This is a genomic window from Bradyrhizobium paxllaeri (assembly GCF_001693515.2).
Classification (GTDB): domain Bacteria; phylum Pseudomonadota; class Alphaproteobacteria; order Rhizobiales; family Xanthobacteraceae; genus Bradyrhizobium; species Bradyrhizobium paxllaeri.
This window is the reverse complement of sequence record NZ_CP042968.1, coordinates 7,035,835-7,056,228: the sequence shown is the minus strand read 5'-3', so window position 1 is coordinate 7,056,228 and position 20,394 is coordinate 7,035,835. Positions and strand designations below refer to the sequence as shown.

Here is a 20,394-nt window from a genome sequence, read left to right as displayed (position 1 = left end):
CTCGTTGTAGTTGTGTACCCTATCAGCCGCACCTCGATTCGAACAATGGCCGGTGCCGTTACCGCACCAGCACGTTCTTGAACTGCCAGGGATCGCTCGTGTCGATGTCTTCCGGGAACAGGCCGGGACGGTCGGTCAGCGGTGTCCAGTCGGTGTAATAGCCCTTCACCGGACCGAGATACGGCAACTGGATTTCCAGCAGACGATCGAAATCCATTTCGTCGGCTTCGACGATGCCTTCGTTCGGGTTTTCCAGCGCCCACACCATGCCGCCGAGCACGGCGGAGGTCACCTGCAGGCCGGTGGCGTTCTGATAAGGCGCGAGCTTGCGGGTCTCTTCGATGGAGAGCTGCGAGCCGTACCAGTAGGCATTGTTGTCGTGGCCGAACAGCAGCACGCCGAGCTCGTCGATGCCATCGACGATTTCGTTCTCATCGAGGATGTGGTGCTGTTCCTGCATCTTCGCGGCGCGGCCGAACATCTCATGGAGCGACAGCACGGCATCGTCAGCCGGGTGATAGGCATAGTGGCAGGTCGGCCGATAGATCACCTTGCCCGATGCGTCGCGCGCCGTGAAGTAATCGGCGATCGAGATCGACTCGTTGTGGGTGACGAGGAAGCCATACTGTGCGCCGCGGGTCGGGCACCAGGTGCGCACGCGCGTGTTGGCGCCGGGCTGCATCAGATAGATGGCGGCGCCGCAGCCGGCCTCGTGGGTACGCGCATTCTCGGGCATCCATTTTTCATGGGTGCCCCAACCGAGTTCGGACGGCTGCACGCCTTCCGACAGGAAGCCTTCCACCGACCAGGTGTTGACGAAGACATCAGGCTCTTTCGGCGACTTCGAGCGCTGGGTGTCGCGTTCGGCGATGTGGATGCCCTTGACACCTGCCTGCCGCATCAAATCCGCCCATTCGGCTTTGGTCTTCGGCTTGGGAGCATTGAGCTTCAGATCGGCGGCGACATTGAGCAGCGCCTGCTTGACGAAAAACGAGACCATGCCGGGATTGGCGCCACAGCAGGAGACGGCCGTCGTCGAGCCCTTGGGCCGCGCCTTCTTGGCGGCCAGCGTCACTTCGCGAAGGGCGTAGTTGGAGCGCGCTTCCGGGCCCTTCGACGAATCGAAATAGAAGCCAAGCCAGGGCTCGTTGACGGTGTCGATATAGAGAGCGCCCAGTTCGTTGCAGAGCTCCATGATGTCGGTGGAGCCGGTATCGACCGAGAGATTGACGCAAAAACCCTGGCCGCCGCCTTCGGTGAGCAGCGGGGTCAGCAATTCGCGATAATTGTCCTTGGTCACGCCCTTCTGAATGAAGCGTACATTGTGCTTCTCGCAATGTGCCTTGCGGCCTTCGTCCTTGGGATCGATCACGGTGATGCGCGATTTGTCGTAATCGAGATGCCGCTCGATCAGCGGCAATGTGCCTTTGCCGATGGAGCCGAAGCCAACCATGACGATGGGGCCGGTAATCTTCGCGTAGATCTGCGCAGGCGGGTTCATCAGTGGGTCTCCGGAAAACGGTATCGATCTTGGATGCGGATCAGGTGCTGCGGCGCTTCGCGGTCACTTCGATCTCGACTTTCATCTCGGGCTTGTAGAGCCCCGCGACGACGAGGAGGGTGGTGGCCGGGCGGATCTCGCCGAATGTTTCGCCGCAGACCGCGAAGAAAGCGTCCGCATCCGCGAGGTCGGTGATGTAATAGGTCGCTCGGACGATATCGGCCATCGCGAAGCCGCCTTCTTTCAGCGCCGCCTCGATGTTCCTAAAGCAGTTGCGTGCCTGGCTTGTGACATCGGCCGGGATGACCATGGTCGTGTAGTCGTAGCCGGTGGTGCCGGCGACGAAGGCGAAGTCGCCGTCGATGACGGCGCGGCTGTAGCCGGCGGTCTTCTCGAAGGGTGAGCCGGTGGAGATCAGGCGACGGGGCATCGGAACCTCGATCGTGGAAGGAATGGGCGTGATCCGGGACGGGTTTGGCGCGGTTTAAGGGCTTTTGCCCGGTGCGTGCAACCCCTCATGGGGGCTACGGGGATGGCCTGACGATGTCGGAGGCGGGCGCCGTGGGGCCGCTCCAGCGCCGCACCAGGATATCCCTGACGATCATGACCGAGATCATGATCAGAAGGGCCGTGGTGACGGCGCTGCGCCAGCGCGGACGCGCGTCTGCGGGAAAGCTCGCGGCCATGGTCTTCAGGCCACGCGCGGCACGAGCAGGGCCTTCGCCTTCCTCGGCCGCGCTGCCCTGATTTTCGGCAGCGGCGCACCGGTCGCGGTAATCATCCCCCAGGCGCCGTCGAGCGCGCCGTCGCAAAACTCCAGGCCGAGCAGCCGCTCGCGCTCGAACGCGCCCGGCAGCGACAGCTCGCAGGTCTTGGCGGCCGAGAAGCCGAAGCGGGCATAATAGGGCGCGTCGCCCAGGAGGATTACCGCGCGATGGCCACGCGCCTTCGCCGCCGCGAGCGCGTGGTCCATCAGCGCAGCCCCGAGCCCGAGCTGGCGGGAGGAAGCCTCCACCGCCAGCGGGCCGAGCATGAGCGCCAGGATGCCCCCGGCGCTGACGTGCCACAACCGGACGGTCCCGACCAGCCGGCCCTCGCGCACTGCCGACAGGCTGAGGCCTTCGGCGGGCGCTCGTCCGTCGCGCAGGCGCTGGCAGGAGCGCATATGGCGGTTGTCGCCAAAGCAGGCATCCAGCAGCGCTTCACGCGCAACGACGTCCGAGGCTCGCTCCGCACGGATCGCGAACGGAGCGGCCTTCGGGGTGAGGGCGATCTTGGTCTTCCGCAAAGCAGTCATGGCACGTCAGTCCCCGCTCGCAACGGCAAGCCTGCCGCGCAAAGCGTTGTCAAAAATTCGCAAATGACGGGGAGGGAGCCGGTGCACCGGCTCCCGTTATTCAAGCCTCAAACGAGGCCGATCAGATGTGGTAGGTCCGCAGCGGCGGGATGCCGTTGAACGCCACCGACGAGTAGGTCGACGTATAGGCCCCGGTGCCTTCGATCAGCAGCTTGTCGCCGATCTCGAGCGTCACCGGAAGCGGATACGGCATCTTTTCGTACAGCACGTCGGCGCTATCGCAGGTCGGACCTGCGAGCACGCACGGCGTCATGTCCGCGCCGTCATGCGGCGTGCGGATGGCGTAGCGGATCGACTCGTCCATCGTCTCGGCGAGACCGCCGAACTTGCCGATGTCGAGATACACCCAGCGCACCTCGTCCTCGTCGCTCTTCCTGGAGATCAGGACGACTTCGGTCTCGATAATCCCCGCGTTTCCGACCATGCCGCGGCCCGGCTCGATGATCGTCTCCGGGATCTGGTTGCCGAAGTGCTTGCGCAGCGCACGGAAGATCGACCGGCCGTACTGCACGACCGGAGGAACGTCCTTGAGGTACCTGGTCGGGAAGCCGCCGCCCATGTTGACCATGGACAGGTTGATCCCGCGCTCCGCGCAGTCCCGGAACACCGTCGAGGCCATCGCCAGCGCGCGGTCCCACGCCTTCACCTTGCGCTGCTGCGAGCCGACATGGAACGAGATGCCGCACGGCTCCAGGCCCAGACGCTTGGCGAGGTCGAGCACCTCGACCGCCATCTCCGGGTCGCAGCCGAACTTGCGCGACAGCGGCCACTCGGCGCCGGCGCAGTCATAGAGGATGCGGCAGAACACCTTGGCGCCGGGGGCCGCGCGGGCGATCTTCTCGACCTCGGCGGCGCAGTCGACCGCGAACAGGCGAATGCCGAGCGCGAAGGCGCGCGCGATGTCGCGCTCCTTCTTGATCGTGTTGCCATAGGAGATGCGGTCCGGCGTCGCGCCAGCGGCCAGCGCCATTTCGATCTCGGCCACCGTCGCGGTGTCGAAGCACGAGCCCAGCGAGGCCAGCAGCGACAGCACTTCCGGCGCAGGGTTCGCCTTCACCGCGTAGAACACGCGGCTGTCCGGCAGCGCCTTCGCAAAGGTCTGGTAGTTGTCGCGCACGACTTCGAGGTCGACGACGAGGCACGGCTCGGTGTCGAGGCCCTCGCTGCGGCGGTTGCGCAGGAATTCCTGAATACGTTCGGTCATGGCACTCTCCCAAACGGCCCAGCGACGGGCGCGTTCAAACAGTTCCCGGACCTGAGCGCTTGGCCTTGCCGCACGATGGAGACGCGACAAAGCCTCGAACTCGAGGACCGAATTGTGCTGCCGTGGATTGGTTGGGAGATTTCCCGCCCGCTCACCTGGCAATGAAGGACAAGCCTTTTCAGTAGCCCGCGCCGGCGGTGGAATGCCGGTAGAGACCAAAAAAGCCCGATCCGTCGTTGCTTTAAGTCGCGTCCCCCGTTGAGAGCGGAGTACGCCGGTTCGCCTCCGGCTGCCAGTCACGGTTGCAAGGAGTGGTGAGACCTTCAACGGCATCCCTGGAGAGAGATGCTGGCCGCTTGTTAGACGACCCTCGGTTCTTCCATCCCTTGGCGGCTGTCCGGCCTCTTGTCCGGATACCTACCGACTGACACACGACCACAGGCACGTGCGAAATTGGGCAAATTGGGAAATAAGTCTTTTGACTCGGCTTCGCAACAATTTTTTTAGGGTGGGGACAAATTTCGCGCGCGCGTGATTACGAAAGCGTTCGCGGTGCGCGCCGCTGACGACAAATCTGAATGGCTGTTAAGATTTCTCGCGAGGCGTTGAGCGCTTTAACGCCTGTGCCGCAGCACTTTCTTGAACGCGCGCGTCAGCCGCGCCTGAAGAACGGCTCGATGCGCTGCGCGCCGCGGATGAACGCCACCATGATCAGCACGCCGATGCCGAACAGCACGGCTTGCAGGATGTGCGCCGAGGTGTCGTTGAGGCCGAACAGAATCGCGAGCGCCCAGCCGCCGGCAAACGCCGCGCCGAACACTTCAGCGCCGATCAGGATCGCCGCCGAGATGACGGTGATGACGCTCGGCCAGTAGATCTGGCGGGAGGATGTGGAAGCGGGCTGTTGGCTCATGGAAAAAGGTCCTGTTCAGGGGGCGCAATCTCTCCGAAAAGGCCCCATCTATCAAGCGTAAAAGGCCCAAAAACGCCGCATCGCGTGATATAGATTGCCGCATCTTCTGGAACGTTTTCGAGCGAAATCGGTACCGGTTTACGTCAAGAAAACGAGGCAAAAACGGGAATTGTGATGTCAGAAACCCTGCATACGGCGGCCCCCTCGGAAGCTGGCGAAAACCCGCTGCTTCGGCCGTGGCAGACGCCGTTCGAGACGCCGCCCTTTGCCGAAATCGAGCCGGAGCACTTCCTGCCGGCCTTCGAGCAGGCCTTTGCCGACCATGCCGCCGAGATCGCGGCAATCACCCATGATCCGTCGGCACCGGACTTCGCCAACACGATCACGGCGCTGGAGCGCTCGGGCAGGCTGCTCTCCAAGGTCGCAGCCGTGTTCTACGACCTGGTTTCGGCGCACTCCAATCCGGCGATCCTGGAGATCGACAAGGAAGTCTCCTTGCGGATGGCGCGGCACTGGAACCCGATCATGATGAACGCTGTGCTGTTCGGCCGCATCGCGATGCTGCACGAGAACCGCGCGACACTCGGTCTCACCGGTGAGCAGAACCGGCTGCTGGAGCGCACCTACACCAATTTCTACCGTGCCGGCGCCGGCCTCGACGAAACTGCCAAGAAGCGCAGGGCCGAGATCAACGAGCGGCTGGCCCAGCTCGGCACCTCCTTCAGCCACCATCTGCTCGGCGACGAGCAGGACTGGTTCATGGAGCTCGGCGAGGACGACCGCGGCGGGCTTCCTGAGGCCTTCGTTGCCGCGGCCAAGGCCGCCGCCGAAGAGCGGGGCATGGCAGGCAAGGTGATCGTGACACTGTCGCGCTCGTCGGTGGAGCCGTTCCTGAAGAGCTCCTCCCGCCGCGATCTGCGCGAGAAGGTCTACAAGGCCTTCACCGCCCGCGGCGACAATGGCAACGACAACGACAACAACGACACCATCGTGGAGATCCTGGAGCTCCGCGAGGAGGCCGCCAAGATCATGGGCTTTCCGACCTACGCCGCTTACCGGCTGGAGGATTCCATGGCCAAGACGCCGGACGCCGTCCGCGGCCTCCTGGAGCGAGTCTGGAAGCCGGCCCGGGAGCGTGCGCTCGCCGACCGCGACGCCTTGCAGGGACTGATCGCGGAGGAGGGCGGCAACTTCACGCTGGCACCGTGGGACTGGCGCTACTACGCCGAAATCCTGCGGCAGCGGAAAGCCGATTTCGACGACGCCGCCATCAAGCCATACCTGGTGCTCGATCACATGATCGAGGCCGCCTTCGACTGCGCCACCCGCCTGTTCGGCATCACCTTCGCCGAGCGGAAGGACATCCCGGTCTGGCATCCGGACGTCCGGGTCTGGGAGGTCAAGGGTCCCGACGGCCAGCACAAGGCGCTGTTCTATGGCGACTACTTCGCCCGGCCCTCAAAGCGCTCCGGCGCCTGGATGACCTCGCTGCGCGACCAGCAGAAGCTCGACGGCGAGATCGCCCCGCTGATCATCAATGTCTGCAATTTCTCCAAGGGCTCGGACGGCCAGCCCTCGCTGCTGTCACCCGATGACGCGCGGACCCTGTTCCACGAGTTCGGCCACGGCCTGCACGGCATGCTGTCCAACGTGACCTATCCCTCACTGTCGGGGACCTCCGTGTTCACCGATTTCGTCGAACTGCCCTCGCAGCTCTACGAGCACTGGCAGGAGCAGCCGCAGGTGCTGCGGCAGTTCGCCAAACACTATCAGAGCGGCGAGCCGCTGCCGGACGACCTGCTGCAGCGCTTCCTAGCCGCGCGAAAATTCAATCAGGGCTTTGCCACCGTGGAGTTCGTCTCCTCGGCGCTGATCGACCTCGAATTTCATACCCAGCCGGCCGAAGCCAGCCGCAACGTCGCTGCCTTCGAGAAGGCGGAACTGGAGAAGATCGGCATGCCCGCGGAAATCGCGCTGCGGCACCGGCCCACCCAGTTCGGCCATATCTTCTCCGGCGATCACTATGCGTCCGGCTATTACAGCTACATGTGGTCGGAGGTGATGGATGCCGACGCGTTCGGCGCCTTCGAGGAGGCCGGTGACATCTTCGATCCCGCGGTGGCAAAACGCCTGCACGACGACATCTACTCGTCGGGCGGCTCGCGTAACCCCGAGGAGGCCTATGTCGCTTTCCGCGGCCGCGAGCCGGAGGCCGATGCGCTGCTGCGCCGCCGCGGCCTGCTCGAAACGACGCCGGCGGCCTGAGATGCGTGTGGTCATGCAGCGATTGCTCGGCTTTGTCTTCCTGGTCACCGCGCTCGGCACAGCCGCGGCCGAGGCGCATCCCCATGTCTGGATCACCGCTAAAAGCGAGGTGGTCTACGCGCCCGACGGTTCGATGACGGGCGTACGCCACGCCTGGACCTTCGACGACATGTTCTCGACCTATGCGCTGCAGGGCATCGAGACCAAGACCAAGGGCGTCTACACCCGCGAGGAGCTGGCGCCGCTGGCGCAGACCAATGTCGAGTCGCTGAAGGATTTCGCCTACTTCACCTTCGCCAAGGCCGATGGCAAGAAGGAGAAGTTCAACGAGCCCATCGACTACTACCTCGAATACAAGGACAGCGCGCTGACGCTGCATTTCGTGCTGCCGCTGAAGGCGCCGGTGACGTCAAAGCAGCTGGCGCTGGAGGTGTTCGATCCCTCCTATTTCATCGACTTCAAGTTCGACGACAAGGATCCGATCAAACTGGTCGGCGCGCCGGCCGCCTGCCAGATGAAATTCCAGCGGCCGAATGACGAGACAGCGAACACCCAGCGGCTGAACGAGCAGAATTTTATGAACGGCGACAATTCCAACTATGGCGCAATGTTCGCCAACAAGATCACGGTGAACTGCCCGTGAAATCATTGCCTGCAAGGCTAGCACAGGGCATGGCGATCACGGCCGCGGCGCTCGCGGCCGTGATGGTTTTCGATGCCTCGTGGCACGCGCTGATGGCGCAGAACCCGTTCGGCGGGCCGCGGCCCGCCGCCGAGCCCCAGGTCGGCGGCGTCATCGGATGGATTCTGGCCAAGCAGTCCGAATTCTATCGCGAGATGTCGCAGACAATCCGCGCGGCGAAATCGGACGGCAGCGCGGTCTGGACGCTGCTCGGGATCTCGTTTGCATATGGCATCTTCCACGCCGCCGGGCCCGGCCACGGCAAGGCGGTGATCTCGTCCTATCTCGTCGCCAACGAGGAGACCGCGCGGCGCGGCATCGTGCTGTCGTTCGCCTCGGCGTTCCTGCAGGCCTTCGTGGCGGTGGCGATCGTGGCCGTGTTCGCCTGGCTGCTCTCCGCCACCGCCAAGACGATGTGCTCGGCGGAGAAGGCGATCGAGATCGTCAGCTACGGCCTGATCGCGGCCTTCGGCGCCCGGCTGGTCTGGACCAAGGGCGGCGGTTTCATGCGCGCGCTGCAGGCGAAGCCGGAGCCTGTGATGGCGGTAGCCACGGCCGGTCATCATCACGATCATCATGATCACGGGCACGCGCATCACCATCATGATCACGGCCATCATCATCACGACCATGGTCACGGCCATGACCACGCCCATGTTCATGACGAGCATTGTGGCCATTCGCATGGGCCGACCCCGGATCAACTCGCCGGCCCCGGCGGCTGGCGGCGCGGCCTGGGGACGATCTTTGCGGTGGGCATGCGGCCCTGCTCGGGCGCCATCCTGGTGCTGGTGTTCTCGCTGGCGCAGGGCCTGTTCCTGGCCGGCATCGCCGCCACTTTCGTGATGGGGCTCGGAACCGCCATCACGGTCGCCACCATCGCCATCATTGCCGTCTCGGCCAAGGGCCTCGCCCGCCGGCTTAGCGCCGGCCGCGAGGGCGGCGGCGCACTGATCATGCGCGGCATCGAGTTCGGCGCCGCCGGCCTCGTGCTGCTGTTCGGCCTCGGCCTGCTGTTCGGCTACCTCGCCGCCGAACGCGCGACGTGTCTCTAGGTCCACGCCGTCATTCCGGGGCGATGCGAAGCATCGAACCCGGAATCTCGAGATTCCGGGTCTGGTCCTTCGGACCATCCCGGAATGACGGCCGAGAGCGCGGAACGCCGGCTTTGTGAAACGCGTCCGCTGCGTTATGCAAACAGCCGCACACGCAAAGCCGGGAATCCCATGTCACGCGAGCAATTCTGGTTCTTCCACCCGTTCCGGGTGCGCTATTCCGAAATCGACGGCCAGGGCGTCGTCTTCAACGCGCACTACCTGACCTATTTCGACACCACCATCACCGAGTATTTCCGCGCGCTCGGCTACGATCAATATGCCGATGCCAAGAAGAGCGGCGTCGATTTTCACGTCGTGAAATCCCTCATCGAATACAAGGCGCCGGTCCGGTTCGACTGGGAGCTCGACGTCGGTGCGCGGGTGGCGCGGATCGGCAATTCGAGCCTGACCTTCGAACTCGCGATCTTCCTTAAAGGCAGCGGCGACGCGCTGGTGACCGGTGAGAGCGTCTGGGTCAACACCGATCAGAAGACGCATCGCCCGGTCCCGATATCGAAGGAGATCCGGGACTTGATCGCGACGCGAGAGCGGCATCTGGTGGCGTGAGATTTGCGTTGCGAGAGCGTGACTATCTCCACCGTCATTGCGAGCGAAGCGAAGCAATCCATCCATCCGCGCACGTGGTGACAATGGATTGCTTCGCTTCGCTCGCAATGACGTGGACGGGCCACGGCGCAGATGTTGTAACGCTATCGACCGTCGCGCGCGCCGGCAGCGCAGCAGCGCACCGCGATGCACCCGAACTACAATAACCTCGGCGAGCGGCTCAGGCCGTCTGTCGAAAAGAACTTATGCCTGAAGAACAGATCAAGCTTCACAGGTTCGCCGGTATCTCGCCAGAACAGTCTTTGACCGAGGCTGGCCGCCACCGCGAGGCGATGGTGGCCGCCGATGAGAGTATGGTCATCCGTTGCTTTGGCGATGACCTCGCCGGCTTCGTCAACGATGGTTTTCATGCGCCACCTCCAATGCACCGCGCCGGTCAGCGCAGCCGCGATGGTACGCAAGCTATCTAACCTCGTGCCGGCTCCGGCGTTCCAACCCATGAAGATCACCGCGTCCGTATTCGACATGCGCCACATCGCGCAACGTCCTTGTGTACGGTGTGGTGCATAATCCAGCTGTCTTGGCAGCGTGCCCCATGATCCTTGCAAGGGTTCCTTCACCTTGATCCAGGGAACACCCGAACGGGCTATAGCCGAGGCTCGCTTCGCGTTGAAAAATTAGACCGCTGCTGCTGGGGGCCAAACGGAGATATCCAATGGGTGTGGCAGGCTTGCGCTTCGCGCATGTGAAGAGAACTCTCCGCGTCCGGGCGGTCCTTGTTGGCCTGCTGGAAGAGTTGCCGTATATCTGCCCGGTGGTGGTCGCAGTCGGCTCGACGGTCATGATCGCAATCAAGCTCTGCAAGGATTGGCCGCAGTGAGGTGGCCCGACCATCAAGGCGGGCTCGATCATCTACCGGATTATCTCGATGTGAGCCGTGCCGGCCGCAGGGTGGGCAAAGGCACTTGAGCGCCGTGCCCACCATTCCATCACCGATCGAGTCTCTTGATGGTGGGCACGCTTCCGTCTTCGCTCGTTGAGCCGCGGCGGACACGTTACTTTGCCCACCCACAGACTGTGCGAGCTGCCGTCATTGCGAGCGCAGCGAGGCAATCCACGGCGCCGCATGCCGTGACATGGATTGCTTCGGTCGCTGCGCTCTTCGCAATGACGGTGAGAGAGCGCGGCATGACCACCAGCCCCACCCTACGCCGGCAGGTACCCCTTGATCGCCGGCAGAAAGAAAATCGCGATGTTGATCGCAAAGCCGAGGCTCCAGAGGATCGAGCGCAAGGTTGGGCGGTCGCCGAGATAGGTGAAGACGTAAGCGATCCGCACGATCACGAAGAGGATTGCAAGTTCGTCGATCAGGTGTTGCGGGGCCAGCCGGAATTCCGCCAGCAGCACGGCGACGGCAAAGAACGGAAAGGCCTCGATGCCGTTCTGATGGGCGCCCAGCGCGCGGGCGCGGATCGGGTCCTGGTAGAAGCTGGGATCGCGCGGCTTGGCATTGTCGAAACGTGCGTGGGCGGCCCATTTGACCGAGGCGATCGTCAGCAGATAGAGCAGCAGCGTTCCGAAAATGCACCATTCGGCGATCGTCATGGTTCGTCTCCCCGCGCGCAACTCTCGCGCGCGCGCCCCGCGGCAATTTGGGAAGCGTACCGAACCGGCGGTTGTCTTGACAAGGATGGTGCAACGCGCGAAGCCATCGAAATCATGACCGTGGTCGTCCCCTTTGGCAACGCGAAGCAGGCATCGGCAACCCCGCCGCAGCGCATCGGCGTGCTGCTGGTCAATCTCGGCACGCCCGATACCGCCGATGCCCAGGGCGTGCGGGTCTATCTCAAGGAATTTTTGTCCGATCCGCGCGTGATCGAGGATCAGGGCCTGGTCTGGAAGCTGATCCTCAACGGCATCATTTTGCGCGTGCGGCCCGCTCGCAAGGCGCGCGACTACCGGAAGATCTGGAACGCCGAGCGAGACGAATCCCCGCTGAAAACGATCACCCGCTCGCAGGCCGAAAAGCTCGCCGAAGCGATCTCGGATCGCGAGCATGTCGTGGTCGATTGGGCGATGCGCTACGGCAATCCGTCGATCCGCTCGCGCATCGAGGCGCTGGCCGCGAAAGGCTGCGACCGCCTGCTGGTGGTACCGCTCTATCCGCAATATTCCGCGGCGACCTCGGCGACCGTCTGCGACGAGGTGTTTCGCGCGCTCGCCGGCATGCGCGCGCAGCCGACGCTGCGGGTGAGCCCACCTTACTACGACGATCCCGACTACATCGAGGCGCTTGCCGTTTCGATGTCAGAACATCTCGCGACCTTGCCGTTTAAGCCCGAACTCATCGTGGCGTCGTTTCATGGCATGCCGCAGAAATATGTCGACAAGGGCGATCCCTATCAGGCGCAGTGCGTCGCAACAACGGAAGCCCTGCGCAAGCGCATGGGGCTTGATGCCTCCAAGCTGCTGCTTACATTTCAATCGCGCTTCGGCAACGATGAGTGGCTGCAGCCCTATACGGACAAGACCATCGAAAAACTCGCGAAAGATGGCGTGAAGCGCATTGCGGTCGTGACCCCCGGCTTCTCCGCCGATTGCCTGGAGACGCTGGAGGAGATCGCGCAGGAAAACGCCGAGATTTTCAAGCACAACGGCGGCGAGCAATTTTCCGCGATTCCCTGCCTCAACGACAGCGAGCCCGGCATGGATGTCATCCGCCAGCTCGTTTTGCGTGAGCTGCAGGGGTGGATTTAGTCTGCCGAAGAATTTCCCATAGCTTGCCGCCGTTCGGCTCTAGAGAACATCTGGTGGCCGGCAAATTGTTCCCCAGCTATATAGCGGTAACTCGAGAACAGCCGGCCTGAACCGGCGCCGCAGCTTTGCTGACAAAATGAGAGACCGCGTCCGGCAACGCTCACCTTGCCGTATCTGGAGGACTTTATGACTGGTTTCGATATTTTCGCGATCGCCTTTGTTCTGCTCGTCATTGTCACGCTGTTCGCAGGCGTCAAGACGGTGCCGCAGGGCTATGACTGGACCATCGAGCGGTTCGGCAAATACACCCGCACGCTGTCGCCGGGACTAAACCTGATCGTGCCTTATTTCGATCGCGTCGGCCGCAAGATGAACATGATGGAGCAGGTGATCAACATTCCCGAGCAGGAAGTGATCACCAAGGACAACGCCACCGTGACGGTGGACGGCGTCGCCTTCTTCCAGGTGTTCGACGCGGCAAAGGCGAGTTACGAAGTCGCCAATCTCGAGCAGGCGATCATCGTCCTGACCATGACCAACATCCGCTCGGTGATGGGCTCGATGGATCTCGACCAGGTGCTGTCGCATCGCGACGAGATCAACGAGCGGTTGCTGCGCGTCGTCGACGCCGCGGTGTCGCCGTGGGGGCTGAAGGTCAACCGCATCGAGATCAAGGATATCGTGCCGCCCGCCGATCTGGTCGAAGCGATGGGCCGGCAGATGAAGGCCGAGCGCGTCAAGCGCGCCGATATCCTGCAGGCCGAGGGTCAGCGCCAGTCGGAAATCCTGCGCGCGGAAGGCGCCAAGCAGGGGCAGATCTTGCAGGCCGAAGGCCGTCGCGAAGCCGCCTTTCGGGACGCCGAGGCGCGCGAGCGTCTCGCCGAAGCGGAGGCCAAGGCAACGCAGATGGTCTCCGAATCGATCGCCAAGGGCGATATTGCCGCGCTGAACTATTTCATCGCCGACAAATACATCAAGGCGTTCGGGCAGTTCGCGGAGTCGCCGAACCAGAAGATCCTGATGATCCCGGTGGAAGCCACCAGCGTGCTGTCCTCGCTCGCCGGCATCGGCGAGATCGCCAAGGCGGCGTTCGGCGAGAGCGCGGCCTCCGCGACATCAGCCGCGCGGCGGACGTCCTCGGTGCCGAGCAGCGGCCCGACACCGCCGCCGATTACGCCGCAGCAGTGAGGTCAGGTTTGGAAGATCACTTTGCTTGTTGAGAGGTTCGTGTCATGGCCGAGATGTTTTCGACGTTAGGCACCTGGAATTGGCTGATCTTCGGCTTCCTCCTGATGGCGCTGGAATTGCTGGCGCCGGGTGTCTTCATGTTCTGGCTCGGGCTCGCGGCGCTCCTGACCGGGCTGGTTTCGTTTGCGTTCAACCCGACCTGGCAGACGCAATTGTTGATGTTCGCGATATTCGCCATCGCCGCCGTTCCGGCCTGGCGGTATTTTGCGCGCAGCGCCGGAAGCCGTAACCTGAGCAGCCCGTTTCTCAACAGGCGGACCGAGGCGCTGATCGGCCGCGAATTCACGCTGGAGAAGCCGATCGTCGACGGGACCGGCACGGTGCGGATCGACGACACGATCTGGCGCGTTGCCGGCCCCGACGCGCCCGCCGGCAGCCGCGTCAAGGTGGTGCGAGCCGACGGGGCGAGCTTGACGGTGGCGGCGGCCTAGACTGGTGCGCTCCCTCGCCCCGCTCTTGCGGGGTCGAGACGAGCGAAGCTCGCTCTTAGAGGGTTGGGGTGAGGGGCTCTATCCACAAAGTCGGTGCGAGTTGATGGATCTGCAACTCCGATCAACCTCGCCGGCTCCACCGCTCGGCGAAGTGATGCAGCGGCAGGAAGCTGTCCATCAGTTCCCTGCCGAGCGGCGTCAGGTGATAGCCGTCGCCGGAAAGGAGCTCGACGAGCCCGGCCTCGCGCAGTTCCGACAGGCGGGCCTGCATCACCGTCGGCGAGGCGTCGTCGCAGGCGGTGCGGAGCGCACGCGAGGTTAAGGGGCCGTCGCGCAGCTCCCAGGCGATCCGCAAGGTCCAGCGGCGGCCGAGCAGGTCGAGCAGCGCCATGATCGGGCGCCCGGTCCTGGAGCCGCGAACGGCGCGTCGTTTCGTTCTGGCGGCCGGTTTCGGCATCGGACCCCTCTTGCGTATTGCTACAAATAATGTAGCGTTGTGCTACGTTATTTGTAGCACAGGAGCTCGCCGTGTCCCAGACCGCGCCGCGTATCGCGCCGCTTGAGCCGCCTTATGCAGCGGAGATTCAGAGCCAGTTCGACCGCATCATGCGCGGCGCGCCGCCGCTGATGCTGTTCCGCGTCATCGCCGGCAATGTCCGCGCCTGGGAGAAATTCCGCGCCGGCAGCCTGCTGGACCGCGGCCCGTTGTCATTGCGGGAGCGCGAGATCGTCATCGACCGCACCTGCGCGCGCAACGGCTGCGAATATGAATGGGGCGTGCACGTTGCCGCGTTCGCGGAAGGCGCGCGGCTGACGGAAGCGCAGGTCCGCGCCACCGTGCACGGCGATGCCGGCGATGAATGCTGGTCAGCCGCAGAGCAGGCGCTGATCGCCGCCGTCGATGCGCTGCATGCGCGAGCCACGCTCGATGACGCCGAATTCGCGGCGCTGTCGGCGCATTACGACGAGGCAAGAATATTCGAGGTCATCCTGCTATGCGGATTCTATCGCACGGTGTCCTATCTCGCGAACGGACTGGCGCTGCCGCTGGAGGAGAGCGCGGCGAGATTTCCGAGGTGACGGTGCCGTAGGGTGGGCAAAGCGCAGCGTGCCCACCATCTCCATCGCGTCGTGTCGCGGTGGGCACGCTGCGCTTTGCCCACCCTACGAGACCGTCGAGCTACGCCACGCCTGCGCGGAGAAAATCGTGCAGGTGCACGATGCCGACCGGCTTGTTGGCATCTGTCACGATCAGCGTCGTGATCTTCGAGGAGTTGAGAATCTCCAGCGCCTCGCCGGCCAGCACGTCGCGGTCGATCGTCTTGGGATTTCTGGTCATCACCTCGTCGACGGTGGCCGTCATCAGATCGGGACCCATGTGGCGGCGCAAATCGCCGTCGGTGACGATGCCGACAATATGCCCACGCGCATCGACAATGCCGACGCAGCCAAAACCCTTCGAGGTCATCTCGACCAGCGCCTCGGACATGCTGGTGCCGAGCGGTTTCAGCGGCACCGCGTCGCCGGAATGCATGAGGTCGCCGGTATATTTGAGCATCGCGCCCAGCTTGCCGCCGGGATGCAGCACGCTGAAATCGGTCGAGGTGAAGCCGCGGCCTTCCAGCAGCGCGATCGCCAGCGTATCGCCGAGCGCGAGCATCATCAGCGAGGAGGTGGTCGGCGCGAGATTATGCGGACAGGCCTCGCGCGCCTTCGGCAGCGTCAGCGCGATGTCGGCCGCCTTGGCGAGCGTCGATTCCCGCTCCGCCGTCATCGCGATCACGGAAATCCGGAACCGCGCGGCATAACTGATCAGATTCTTCATCTCCGGCTGCTCGCCGGACCAGGACAGCGCCAGGATGACGTCGTCGGCGGTGATCATGCCGAGGTCGCCGTGGCTGGCTTCGGCGGCATGAACGAAGAAGGCCGGCGTGCCGGTGGAGGCAAAGGTCGCGGCGATCTTGCGGCCGATATGGCCCGACTTGCCGAGCCCGGTGACGATCAGCCGCCCCTTGGCGTTGCGGATCAGGTCGGCGGCGGCGGTGAAGGGGGCACGGAGATCGGATTGCAGCGCCGCCGTGAGCGCGGCGATGCCGCTGCCCTCGGCATCGAGCGTACGCAAGGCCGACTGAACGGCGGAGTCAGCGGGGTCGGTGCCGGATGATTTTGCCATCAGCTGATACGAATGAGCCATGTCTGTTCCAGGGAGGAAGGGGCCACGCCCCAAAACTCTCCATAGCATGGCCCGTCCAGCAATGCGACGCGCGCCGCAGAACTCTCAACGGCTCATTAACCATAATTGTTTTAACTCCATTAACGACATGTGCCGCGAGCCTCGCGGAATGCGTCGAGTAAGTTGCTGTTTTTGTTGGGGTATATTCCATCGTGATGGCGGGGCCAGTAATGGGCCGGAACAGCCGCGCGCGCGTTCTCCGCGCTGCCTTGCCATGCCTTGCGCTGATCGCGCTCTCGGGAACCGCGGCGCAAGCGCAAACCGTCACGCCGGACCTGTTCAGCTCGAGGCGCGCCAGCCAGGTGACCTCGTCGGATTCGCCGCTGCGCCGGACCGCGGCTGAGGTGAACGATCCACTCGCCAGTCCGAAGCTGCAGGAGGATGAGAAGCGCGCGCCATCGCGGATCGGACAGATTCCGAAATACGGCCTGCCGGCCGCAAGCGGCGCCGCCGATATCGGCTACGACTCGCTCAACCGCAAGCGCAAGAAACCGAAATACTATCCGGGGCAGGCGAGGCCGAAGCCGCCGGTCGGCCCCGGCAGTCCGCCGCCGCCGATTGCGTCGAACACGCCGCTGCGGCTCTCGATCCCGCCCTCCGAATCCGCCAACAAGACGCGCCTTGCGCCGGCCATGGCGGGCACCGTGGTCGGTCAGCCGCCGCGCAAGCGCCTCAGGATCGACGACGATCCGTTCGGCGCCGTCGGCGATTACGCCGGCAGTTTCCTGATCAAATCAGCGGTCGAATTGTCAGGCGGCTACGACACCAATCCGGGCCGGCTCGCCGCCGCGCAAGGCAAGCCGTTCTACGTGATCGCGCCGGAATTCCTCGCCGTCTCCGACTGGGAGCGCCACGCGCTGGTCGCCGATCTCCGCGGTTCCTTCACCGGCTACGGCAGCACTCTCACGCCGAACGCGGACGGCACGCCGCTATCGGCGCCGCTCGATATCGACCGGCCGAATTTCGTCGGCCATGTCGACGGCCGGCTCGACGTCAGTCGCGACACCCGCGTGGGCGCGCAGGCGCGGCTGTTCGTCTCAACCGACAATCCCGGCAGCCCGAACGTGCAGACGGGGCTCGCCAGATATCCGATCTACACCACCCTGGGCGGCACCATCGGCGTCGACCAGACCTTCAACCGCCTGCAGGTTTCCGCCGGCGCCACCGTCGACCGCACCGACTACACCTACTCAAAGCTCACCGACGGCACGTCCAGCAGCAATGACGACCGCAACTTCAACCAGTACGGCGGCGTCGGTCGCGTCAGTTATGATTTGAAGCCGGGCATAAAGCCGTTCGTCGAAGTGCAAGGGGACAGCCGCGTGCATGACCTCAGGCTCGACCGCAACGGCTATGCGCGCGACTCCAGCGGCGGCTACGTCAAGGGCGGCACCAGCTTCGAATTCTCGCGGCTATTGACCGGCGAAATCGGCGTCGGCTACGCCGCGCGCGACTATGTCGATCCCAGGCTTGATCGCCTGGCAGGCTTGCTCGTCTCGTCCTCGCTGGTGTGGACCGCGACGCCGCTGACGACGGCAAAATTCTATTCCGACACCACGATCACGGAAACCACGCTGCCGGGCACGTCGGGCGTGCTGACGCACATCTACACCGTCGAAGTCGACCACGACTTCCGCCGCTGGTTGACCGCGATCGGCAAGTTCACGTGGGGCTCGCTCGACTATCAGGGCAATCCTCGGCGCGACAAGATTTACATGCTGTCAGGCGAAGCCATCTACAGGATGAACCGCAACCTCTGGCTCCGCGGCACGCTGCGGCGCGACTGGCTGGATTCGAACCTGCCGGGGAACAGCACGGCATCGACGGTGGTGATGCTGGGGGTCAGGGTGCAGAACTGAGGGACGCATAATTCCTTTCGATTCCGGGAAGGCGATTCTTTGGCCCACGGCGAAATGCAAACAAGAACCCCGGCACTTCGGCCGGGGTCCTGAAATATCGTGACAGGCAGTCGTCCTTTACGGGCAGGGACGGCGGAGGCCGTCGCGGCCCAGATAGGTCATGCTATTGGGATCGAACGAACGGTAGCGCTGCATGCAATAGCTGATGGCATCGCGCCGCTGCTGCTCGGCGGCGCTCGCCGCGATCGCGCCGCCGATGATGGCCGCGCCGACGCCGATGCCGACTGCGGCGCCGACACCGCTACCTCGACCGCGTCCCCAACCGCCGCCCCGGCCTCGACCCCAGCCGCGCTGTGCGAAGGCCGGAGAGACGCCCGCTGCAACAAAGGCGCCGGTCGTGGCAACCATGCCGAACGCGTACATGAATAGCAGGGCACCGGCCGCCAATACGCGTGTGATGCGCTGGCGTACGGAATGGCCCATTCCTTGAGTTCTCATATATTGCCGCCTTTCTCCATGCTTCCAGATAATCATGCCCACCTGAGGAGAGATGGGCGTTGATCCGGATCCAGCGAGGTTGCGGGCAATCCGATGAAGTGTCCATACACATCGCGGAATACGTGGGCTGACCCGCGCATCCATCAACCCTCGTCAGATGCCCGTTCGAGGTTCGAGCGAAAGAAGGCCATCACTGCCGGGCTGAGCCCGGCGATGGCGGCCGTTACCGCGGCAGCGTCGTCGACCCCATCAGATACTGATCGATCGCCCGCGCACACAGGCGACCCTCGCGGATCGCCCAGACCACCAGCGACTGGCCGCGGCGCATGTCGCCGGCGGAGAAGACGTTGGGCAGCGAGGTCTTGTAATCGGTCAGATTGGCACGGACGTTGCCGCGCTGATCGAGGTCGACGCCGAGCGTCTTCAGCATGCCTTCGTGCACGGGGTGCACGAAGCCCATGGCCAGCAGCACGAGCTGTGCATCGAGCTCGAATTCGGTGCCGGGCAGCGGCTTGAACTTGTCGTCGACCTTCACGCAGTGCAGCTTCTGCACCTTGCCGTCGACGCCGGAGAATTTTTGCGTCAGCACGGCGAATTCGCGCACGGCGCCTTCGGCCTGGCTCGACGAAGTCCGCATCTTCAACGGCCAGTTCGGCCAGGTCACGCCCTTGTTCTCATGCTCGGGCGGCGCCGGCATGATCTCGAGTTGCGTCACGGACTTGGCGCCCTGCCGGAATGACGTTCCGATGCAGTCCGAGCCGGTGTCGCCGCCGCCGATCACGACGACATGCTTGCCGCCGGCCAGGATATCCCTGACAGCGCCGAGCGGTTCGGAGGAAACGCGGCGGTTCTGCTGCGGCAGGAAATCCATCGCAAAGTGGATGCCGTCGAGCTCGCGCCCGGGAATCGGCAGATCGCGGCCGGCTTCGGCGCCGCCGGTCAGCGCTACGGCGTCATACTGGTTGAGCAGTTCGCGTGGATCGATCGCGCCTTCGGAAGTGCCGCCGACATGGACGCCGTAATGGAACGTCACGCCCTCGGCCTCCATCTGCGCCACGCGGCGGTCGATGACGTGCTTTTCCATCTTGAAGTCGGGAATGCCGTAACGAAGCAATCCACCGGCCTTGGCGAACTTCTCGTAGACATGAACGTCATGGCCGGCGCGCGCGAGCTGCTGCGCGGCCGCAAGGCCGGCGGGGCCGGAGCCGACGATCGCGACCTTCTTGCCGGTCTTTTCCGGCGCGACTTCCGGCTTCAGCCAGCCATTGTCCCAGGCACGGTCGACGATGGCGCATTCGATGGTCTTGATGGTGACCGGGTTGTCATCGATGTTGAGCGTGCAGGACGCCTCGCACGGCGCAGGGCAGATGCGGCCGGTGAACTCCGGGAAATTGTTGGTCGAGTGCAGGTTGCGCGAGGCCTCTTCCCAGTTGTCCTGATAGACGAGGTCGTTGAAGTCGGGGATCTGGTTGTTGACCGGGCAGCCCGGCGTGCCCGGCGCCACCGAACCGGTGCCGTGGCAATAGGGAATGCCGCAGTTCATGCAGCGCGCGGCCTGCTCGCGGGTGTCCTTCTCGCTCAGGGGAATGACGAATTCGCGATAGTGCTTCAGCCGCTCTTCGACCGGCGTGTACTTGCGGTCGTGCCGGTCGATCTCGAGAAAACCTGTGATCTTACCCATTAAACCTGACGTCCCTGCGTCTCTCGTTCGTATTCGTTTCCCGTCGCTCCCCCGTCATTGCGAGGAGCGCAGCGACGAAGCAATCCATATTTGCGGTGCGG

The 20,394-nt window shown here is 63.9% G+C and carries 22 protein-coding genes; 10 read left to right on the top strand and 12 right to left on the bottom strand.

Annotated features, from left to right (window positions below):
* Positions 1 to 58: 58 nt before the first annotated feature.
* The 6 genes from LMTR21_RS33750 to LMTR21_RS33725 all read right to left on the bottom strand — a co-directional run bounded on the left by LMTR21_RS33750 (position 59) and on the right by LMTR21_RS33725 (position 4,975).
* Entirely contained in the window at positions 59 to 1,501 is a 1,443-nt protein-coding gene (locus LMTR21_RS33750; protein WP_065751867.1) for a homospermidine synthase, read from the bottom strand.
* Between the two features lie 40 nt (positions 1,502 to 1,541).
* On the bottom strand, positions 1,542 to 1,931 hold the full coding sequence (locus tag LMTR21_RS33745; protein WP_065751866.1) for a RidA family protein: 390 nt from the start codon (positions 1,929 to 1,931) through the stop codon (positions 1,542 to 1,544).
* A 94-nt stretch (positions 1,932 to 2,025) separates the two neighbouring features.
* Positions 2,026 to 2,187, bottom strand: coding sequence for a hypothetical protein (locus tag LMTR21_RS40440; RefSeq protein WP_187399257.1), 162 nt, complete (start codon positions 2,185 to 2,187; stop codon positions 2,026 to 2,028).
* 5 nt (positions 2,188 to 2,192) lie between these two features.
* Positions 2,193 to 2,798, bottom strand: coding sequence for a GNAT family N-acetyltransferase (locus tag LMTR21_RS33740; protein WP_065751865.1), 606 nt, complete (start codon positions 2,796 to 2,798; stop codon positions 2,193 to 2,195).
* 121 nt (positions 2,799 to 2,919) lie between these two features.
* The gene (locus tag LMTR21_RS33735) at positions 2,920 to 4,062 is read right to left on the bottom strand and encodes a type III PLP-dependent enzyme (RefSeq protein ID WP_065751864.1); all 1,143 of its coding nucleotides are present in this window, start codon (positions 4,060 to 4,062) and stop codon (positions 2,920 to 2,922) included.
* Between the two features lie 652 nt (positions 4,063 to 4,714).
* Positions 4,715 to 4,975, bottom strand: coding sequence for a hypothetical protein (locus LMTR21_RS33725; protein WP_065751863.1), 261 nt, complete (start codon positions 4,973 to 4,975; stop codon positions 4,715 to 4,717).
* Between the two features lie 174 nt (positions 4,976 to 5,149).
* Here LMTR21_RS33725 and LMTR21_RS33720 point away from each other — a divergent pair, with 174 nt between their 5' ends.
* The 4 genes from LMTR21_RS33720 to LMTR21_RS33705 all read left to right on the top strand — a co-directional run bounded on the left by LMTR21_RS33720 (position 5,150) and on the right by LMTR21_RS33705 (position 9,586).
* Positions 5,150 to 7,240, top strand: a complete 2,091-nt coding sequence (locus tag LMTR21_RS33720; RefSeq protein ID WP_065751862.1) for a M3 family metallopeptidase — start codon at positions 5,150 to 5,152, stop codon at positions 7,238 to 7,240.
* Between the two features lie 13 nt (positions 7,241 to 7,253).
* Positions 7,254 to 7,883, top strand: a complete 630-nt coding sequence (locus LMTR21_RS33715; protein ID WP_084030539.1) for a DUF1007 family protein — start codon at positions 7,254 to 7,256, stop codon at positions 7,881 to 7,883.
* Positions 7,884 to 7,912: 29 nt separating this feature from the next.
* Positions 7,913 to 8,977: a nickel/cobalt transporter gene (locus tag LMTR21_RS33710; protein WP_141688199.1), complete on the top strand. Its 1,065-nt coding sequence runs from the start codon at positions 7,913 to 7,915 to the stop codon at positions 8,975 to 8,977.
* Positions 8,978 to 9,148: 171 nt separating this feature from the next.
* The gene (locus tag LMTR21_RS33705; protein WP_065752237.1) at positions 9,149 to 9,586 is read left to right on the top strand and encodes an acyl-CoA thioesterase; all 438 of its coding nucleotides are present in this window, start codon (positions 9,149 to 9,151) and stop codon (positions 9,584 to 9,586) included.
* 197 nt (positions 9,587 to 9,783) lie between these two features.
* Here LMTR21_RS33705 and LMTR21_RS41380 read toward each other — a convergent pair whose 3' ends face one another.
* On the bottom strand, positions 9,784 to 10,113 hold the full coding sequence (locus tag LMTR21_RS41380) for a hypothetical protein (RefSeq protein WP_246174727.1): 330 nt from the start codon (positions 10,111 to 10,113) through the stop codon (positions 9,784 to 9,786).
* 188 nt (positions 10,114 to 10,301) lie between these two features.
* On the opposite strand from LMTR21_RS41380, the gene LMTR21_RS40435 reads away from it, so the two are divergent.
* Entirely contained in the window at positions 10,302 to 10,466 is a 165-nt protein-coding gene (locus LMTR21_RS40435) for a hypothetical protein (RefSeq protein WP_187399256.1), read from the top strand.
* Positions 10,467 to 10,792: 326 nt separating this feature from the next.
* Here LMTR21_RS40435 and LMTR21_RS33695 read toward each other — a convergent pair whose 3' ends face one another.
* Positions 10,793 to 11,191: an MAPEG family protein gene (locus LMTR21_RS33695; RefSeq protein WP_065751858.1), complete on the bottom strand. Its 399-nt coding sequence runs from the start codon at positions 11,189 to 11,191 to the stop codon at positions 10,793 to 10,795.
* 114 nt (positions 11,192 to 11,305) lie between these two features.
* Between LMTR21_RS33695 and hemH the strand changes: the two genes are divergently transcribed.
* The 3 genes from hemH to LMTR21_RS33680 all read left to right on the top strand — a co-directional run bounded on the left by hemH (position 11,306) and on the right by LMTR21_RS33680 (position 14,022).
* Positions 11,306 to 12,343 (top strand): ferrochelatase, encoded by a 1,038-nt coding sequence (hemH, locus tag LMTR21_RS33690; RefSeq protein WP_065751857.1) that lies wholly within the window; start codon positions 11,306 to 11,308, stop codon positions 12,341 to 12,343.
* 186 nt (positions 12,344 to 12,529) lie between these two features.
* Positions 12,530 to 13,531, top strand: coding sequence for an SPFH domain-containing protein (locus LMTR21_RS33685; protein WP_065751856.1), 1,002 nt, complete (start codon positions 12,530 to 12,532; stop codon positions 13,529 to 13,531).
* 44 nt (positions 13,532 to 13,575) lie between these two features.
* The gene (locus tag LMTR21_RS33680; RefSeq protein WP_065751855.1) at positions 13,576 to 14,022 is read left to right on the top strand and encodes an NfeD family protein; all 447 of its coding nucleotides are present in this window, start codon (positions 13,576 to 13,578) and stop codon (positions 14,020 to 14,022) included.
* Positions 14,023 to 14,143: 121 nt separating this feature from the next.
* Here the strand turns inward: LMTR21_RS33680 and LMTR21_RS33675 are convergent, their stop codons facing one another.
* Positions 14,144 to 14,479, bottom strand: a complete 336-nt coding sequence (locus LMTR21_RS33675; protein WP_065751854.1) for a winged helix-turn-helix transcriptional regulator — start codon at positions 14,477 to 14,479, stop codon at positions 14,144 to 14,146.
* A 71-nt stretch (positions 14,480 to 14,550) separates the two neighbouring features.
* Between LMTR21_RS33675 and LMTR21_RS33670 the strand changes: the two genes are divergently transcribed.
* Positions 14,551 to 15,102: a carboxymuconolactone decarboxylase family protein gene (locus tag LMTR21_RS33670; protein WP_065751853.1), complete on the top strand. Its 552-nt coding sequence runs from the start codon at positions 14,551 to 14,553 to the stop codon at positions 15,100 to 15,102.
* Positions 15,103 to 15,202: 100 nt separating this feature from the next.
* On the opposite strand, the gene LMTR21_RS33665 is transcribed toward LMTR21_RS33670, so the two are convergent.
* Positions 15,203 to 16,216: a KpsF/GutQ family sugar-phosphate isomerase gene (locus LMTR21_RS33665; RefSeq protein WP_065751852.1), complete on the bottom strand. Its 1,014-nt coding sequence runs from the start codon at positions 16,214 to 16,216 to the stop codon at positions 15,203 to 15,205.
* A 209-nt stretch (positions 16,217 to 16,425) separates the two neighbouring features.
* On the opposite strand from LMTR21_RS33665, the gene LMTR21_RS33660 reads away from it, so the two are divergent.
* The gene (locus LMTR21_RS33660) at positions 16,426 to 18,114 is read left to right on the top strand and encodes an outer membrane beta-barrel protein (protein ID WP_246174724.1); all 1,689 of its coding nucleotides are present in this window, start codon (positions 16,426 to 16,428) and stop codon (positions 18,112 to 18,114) included.
* 117 nt (positions 18,115 to 18,231) lie between these two features.
* Here the strand turns inward: LMTR21_RS33660 and LMTR21_RS33655 are convergent, their stop codons facing one another.
* Both LMTR21_RS33655 and LMTR21_RS33650 read right to left on the bottom strand, forming a co-directional pair.
* The gene (locus LMTR21_RS33655; protein WP_246174710.1) at positions 18,232 to 18,597 is read right to left on the bottom strand and encodes a BA14K family protein; all 366 of its coding nucleotides are present in this window, start codon (positions 18,595 to 18,597) and stop codon (positions 18,232 to 18,234) included.
* A 238-nt stretch (positions 18,598 to 18,835) separates the two neighbouring features.
* Complete coding sequence (locus LMTR21_RS33650) at positions 18,836 to 20,293, bottom strand: glutamate synthase subunit beta (RefSeq protein WP_065751850.1); 1,458 nt, start codon at positions 20,291 to 20,293, stop codon at positions 18,836 to 18,838.
* Positions 20,294 to 20,394: the final 101 nt, after the last annotated feature.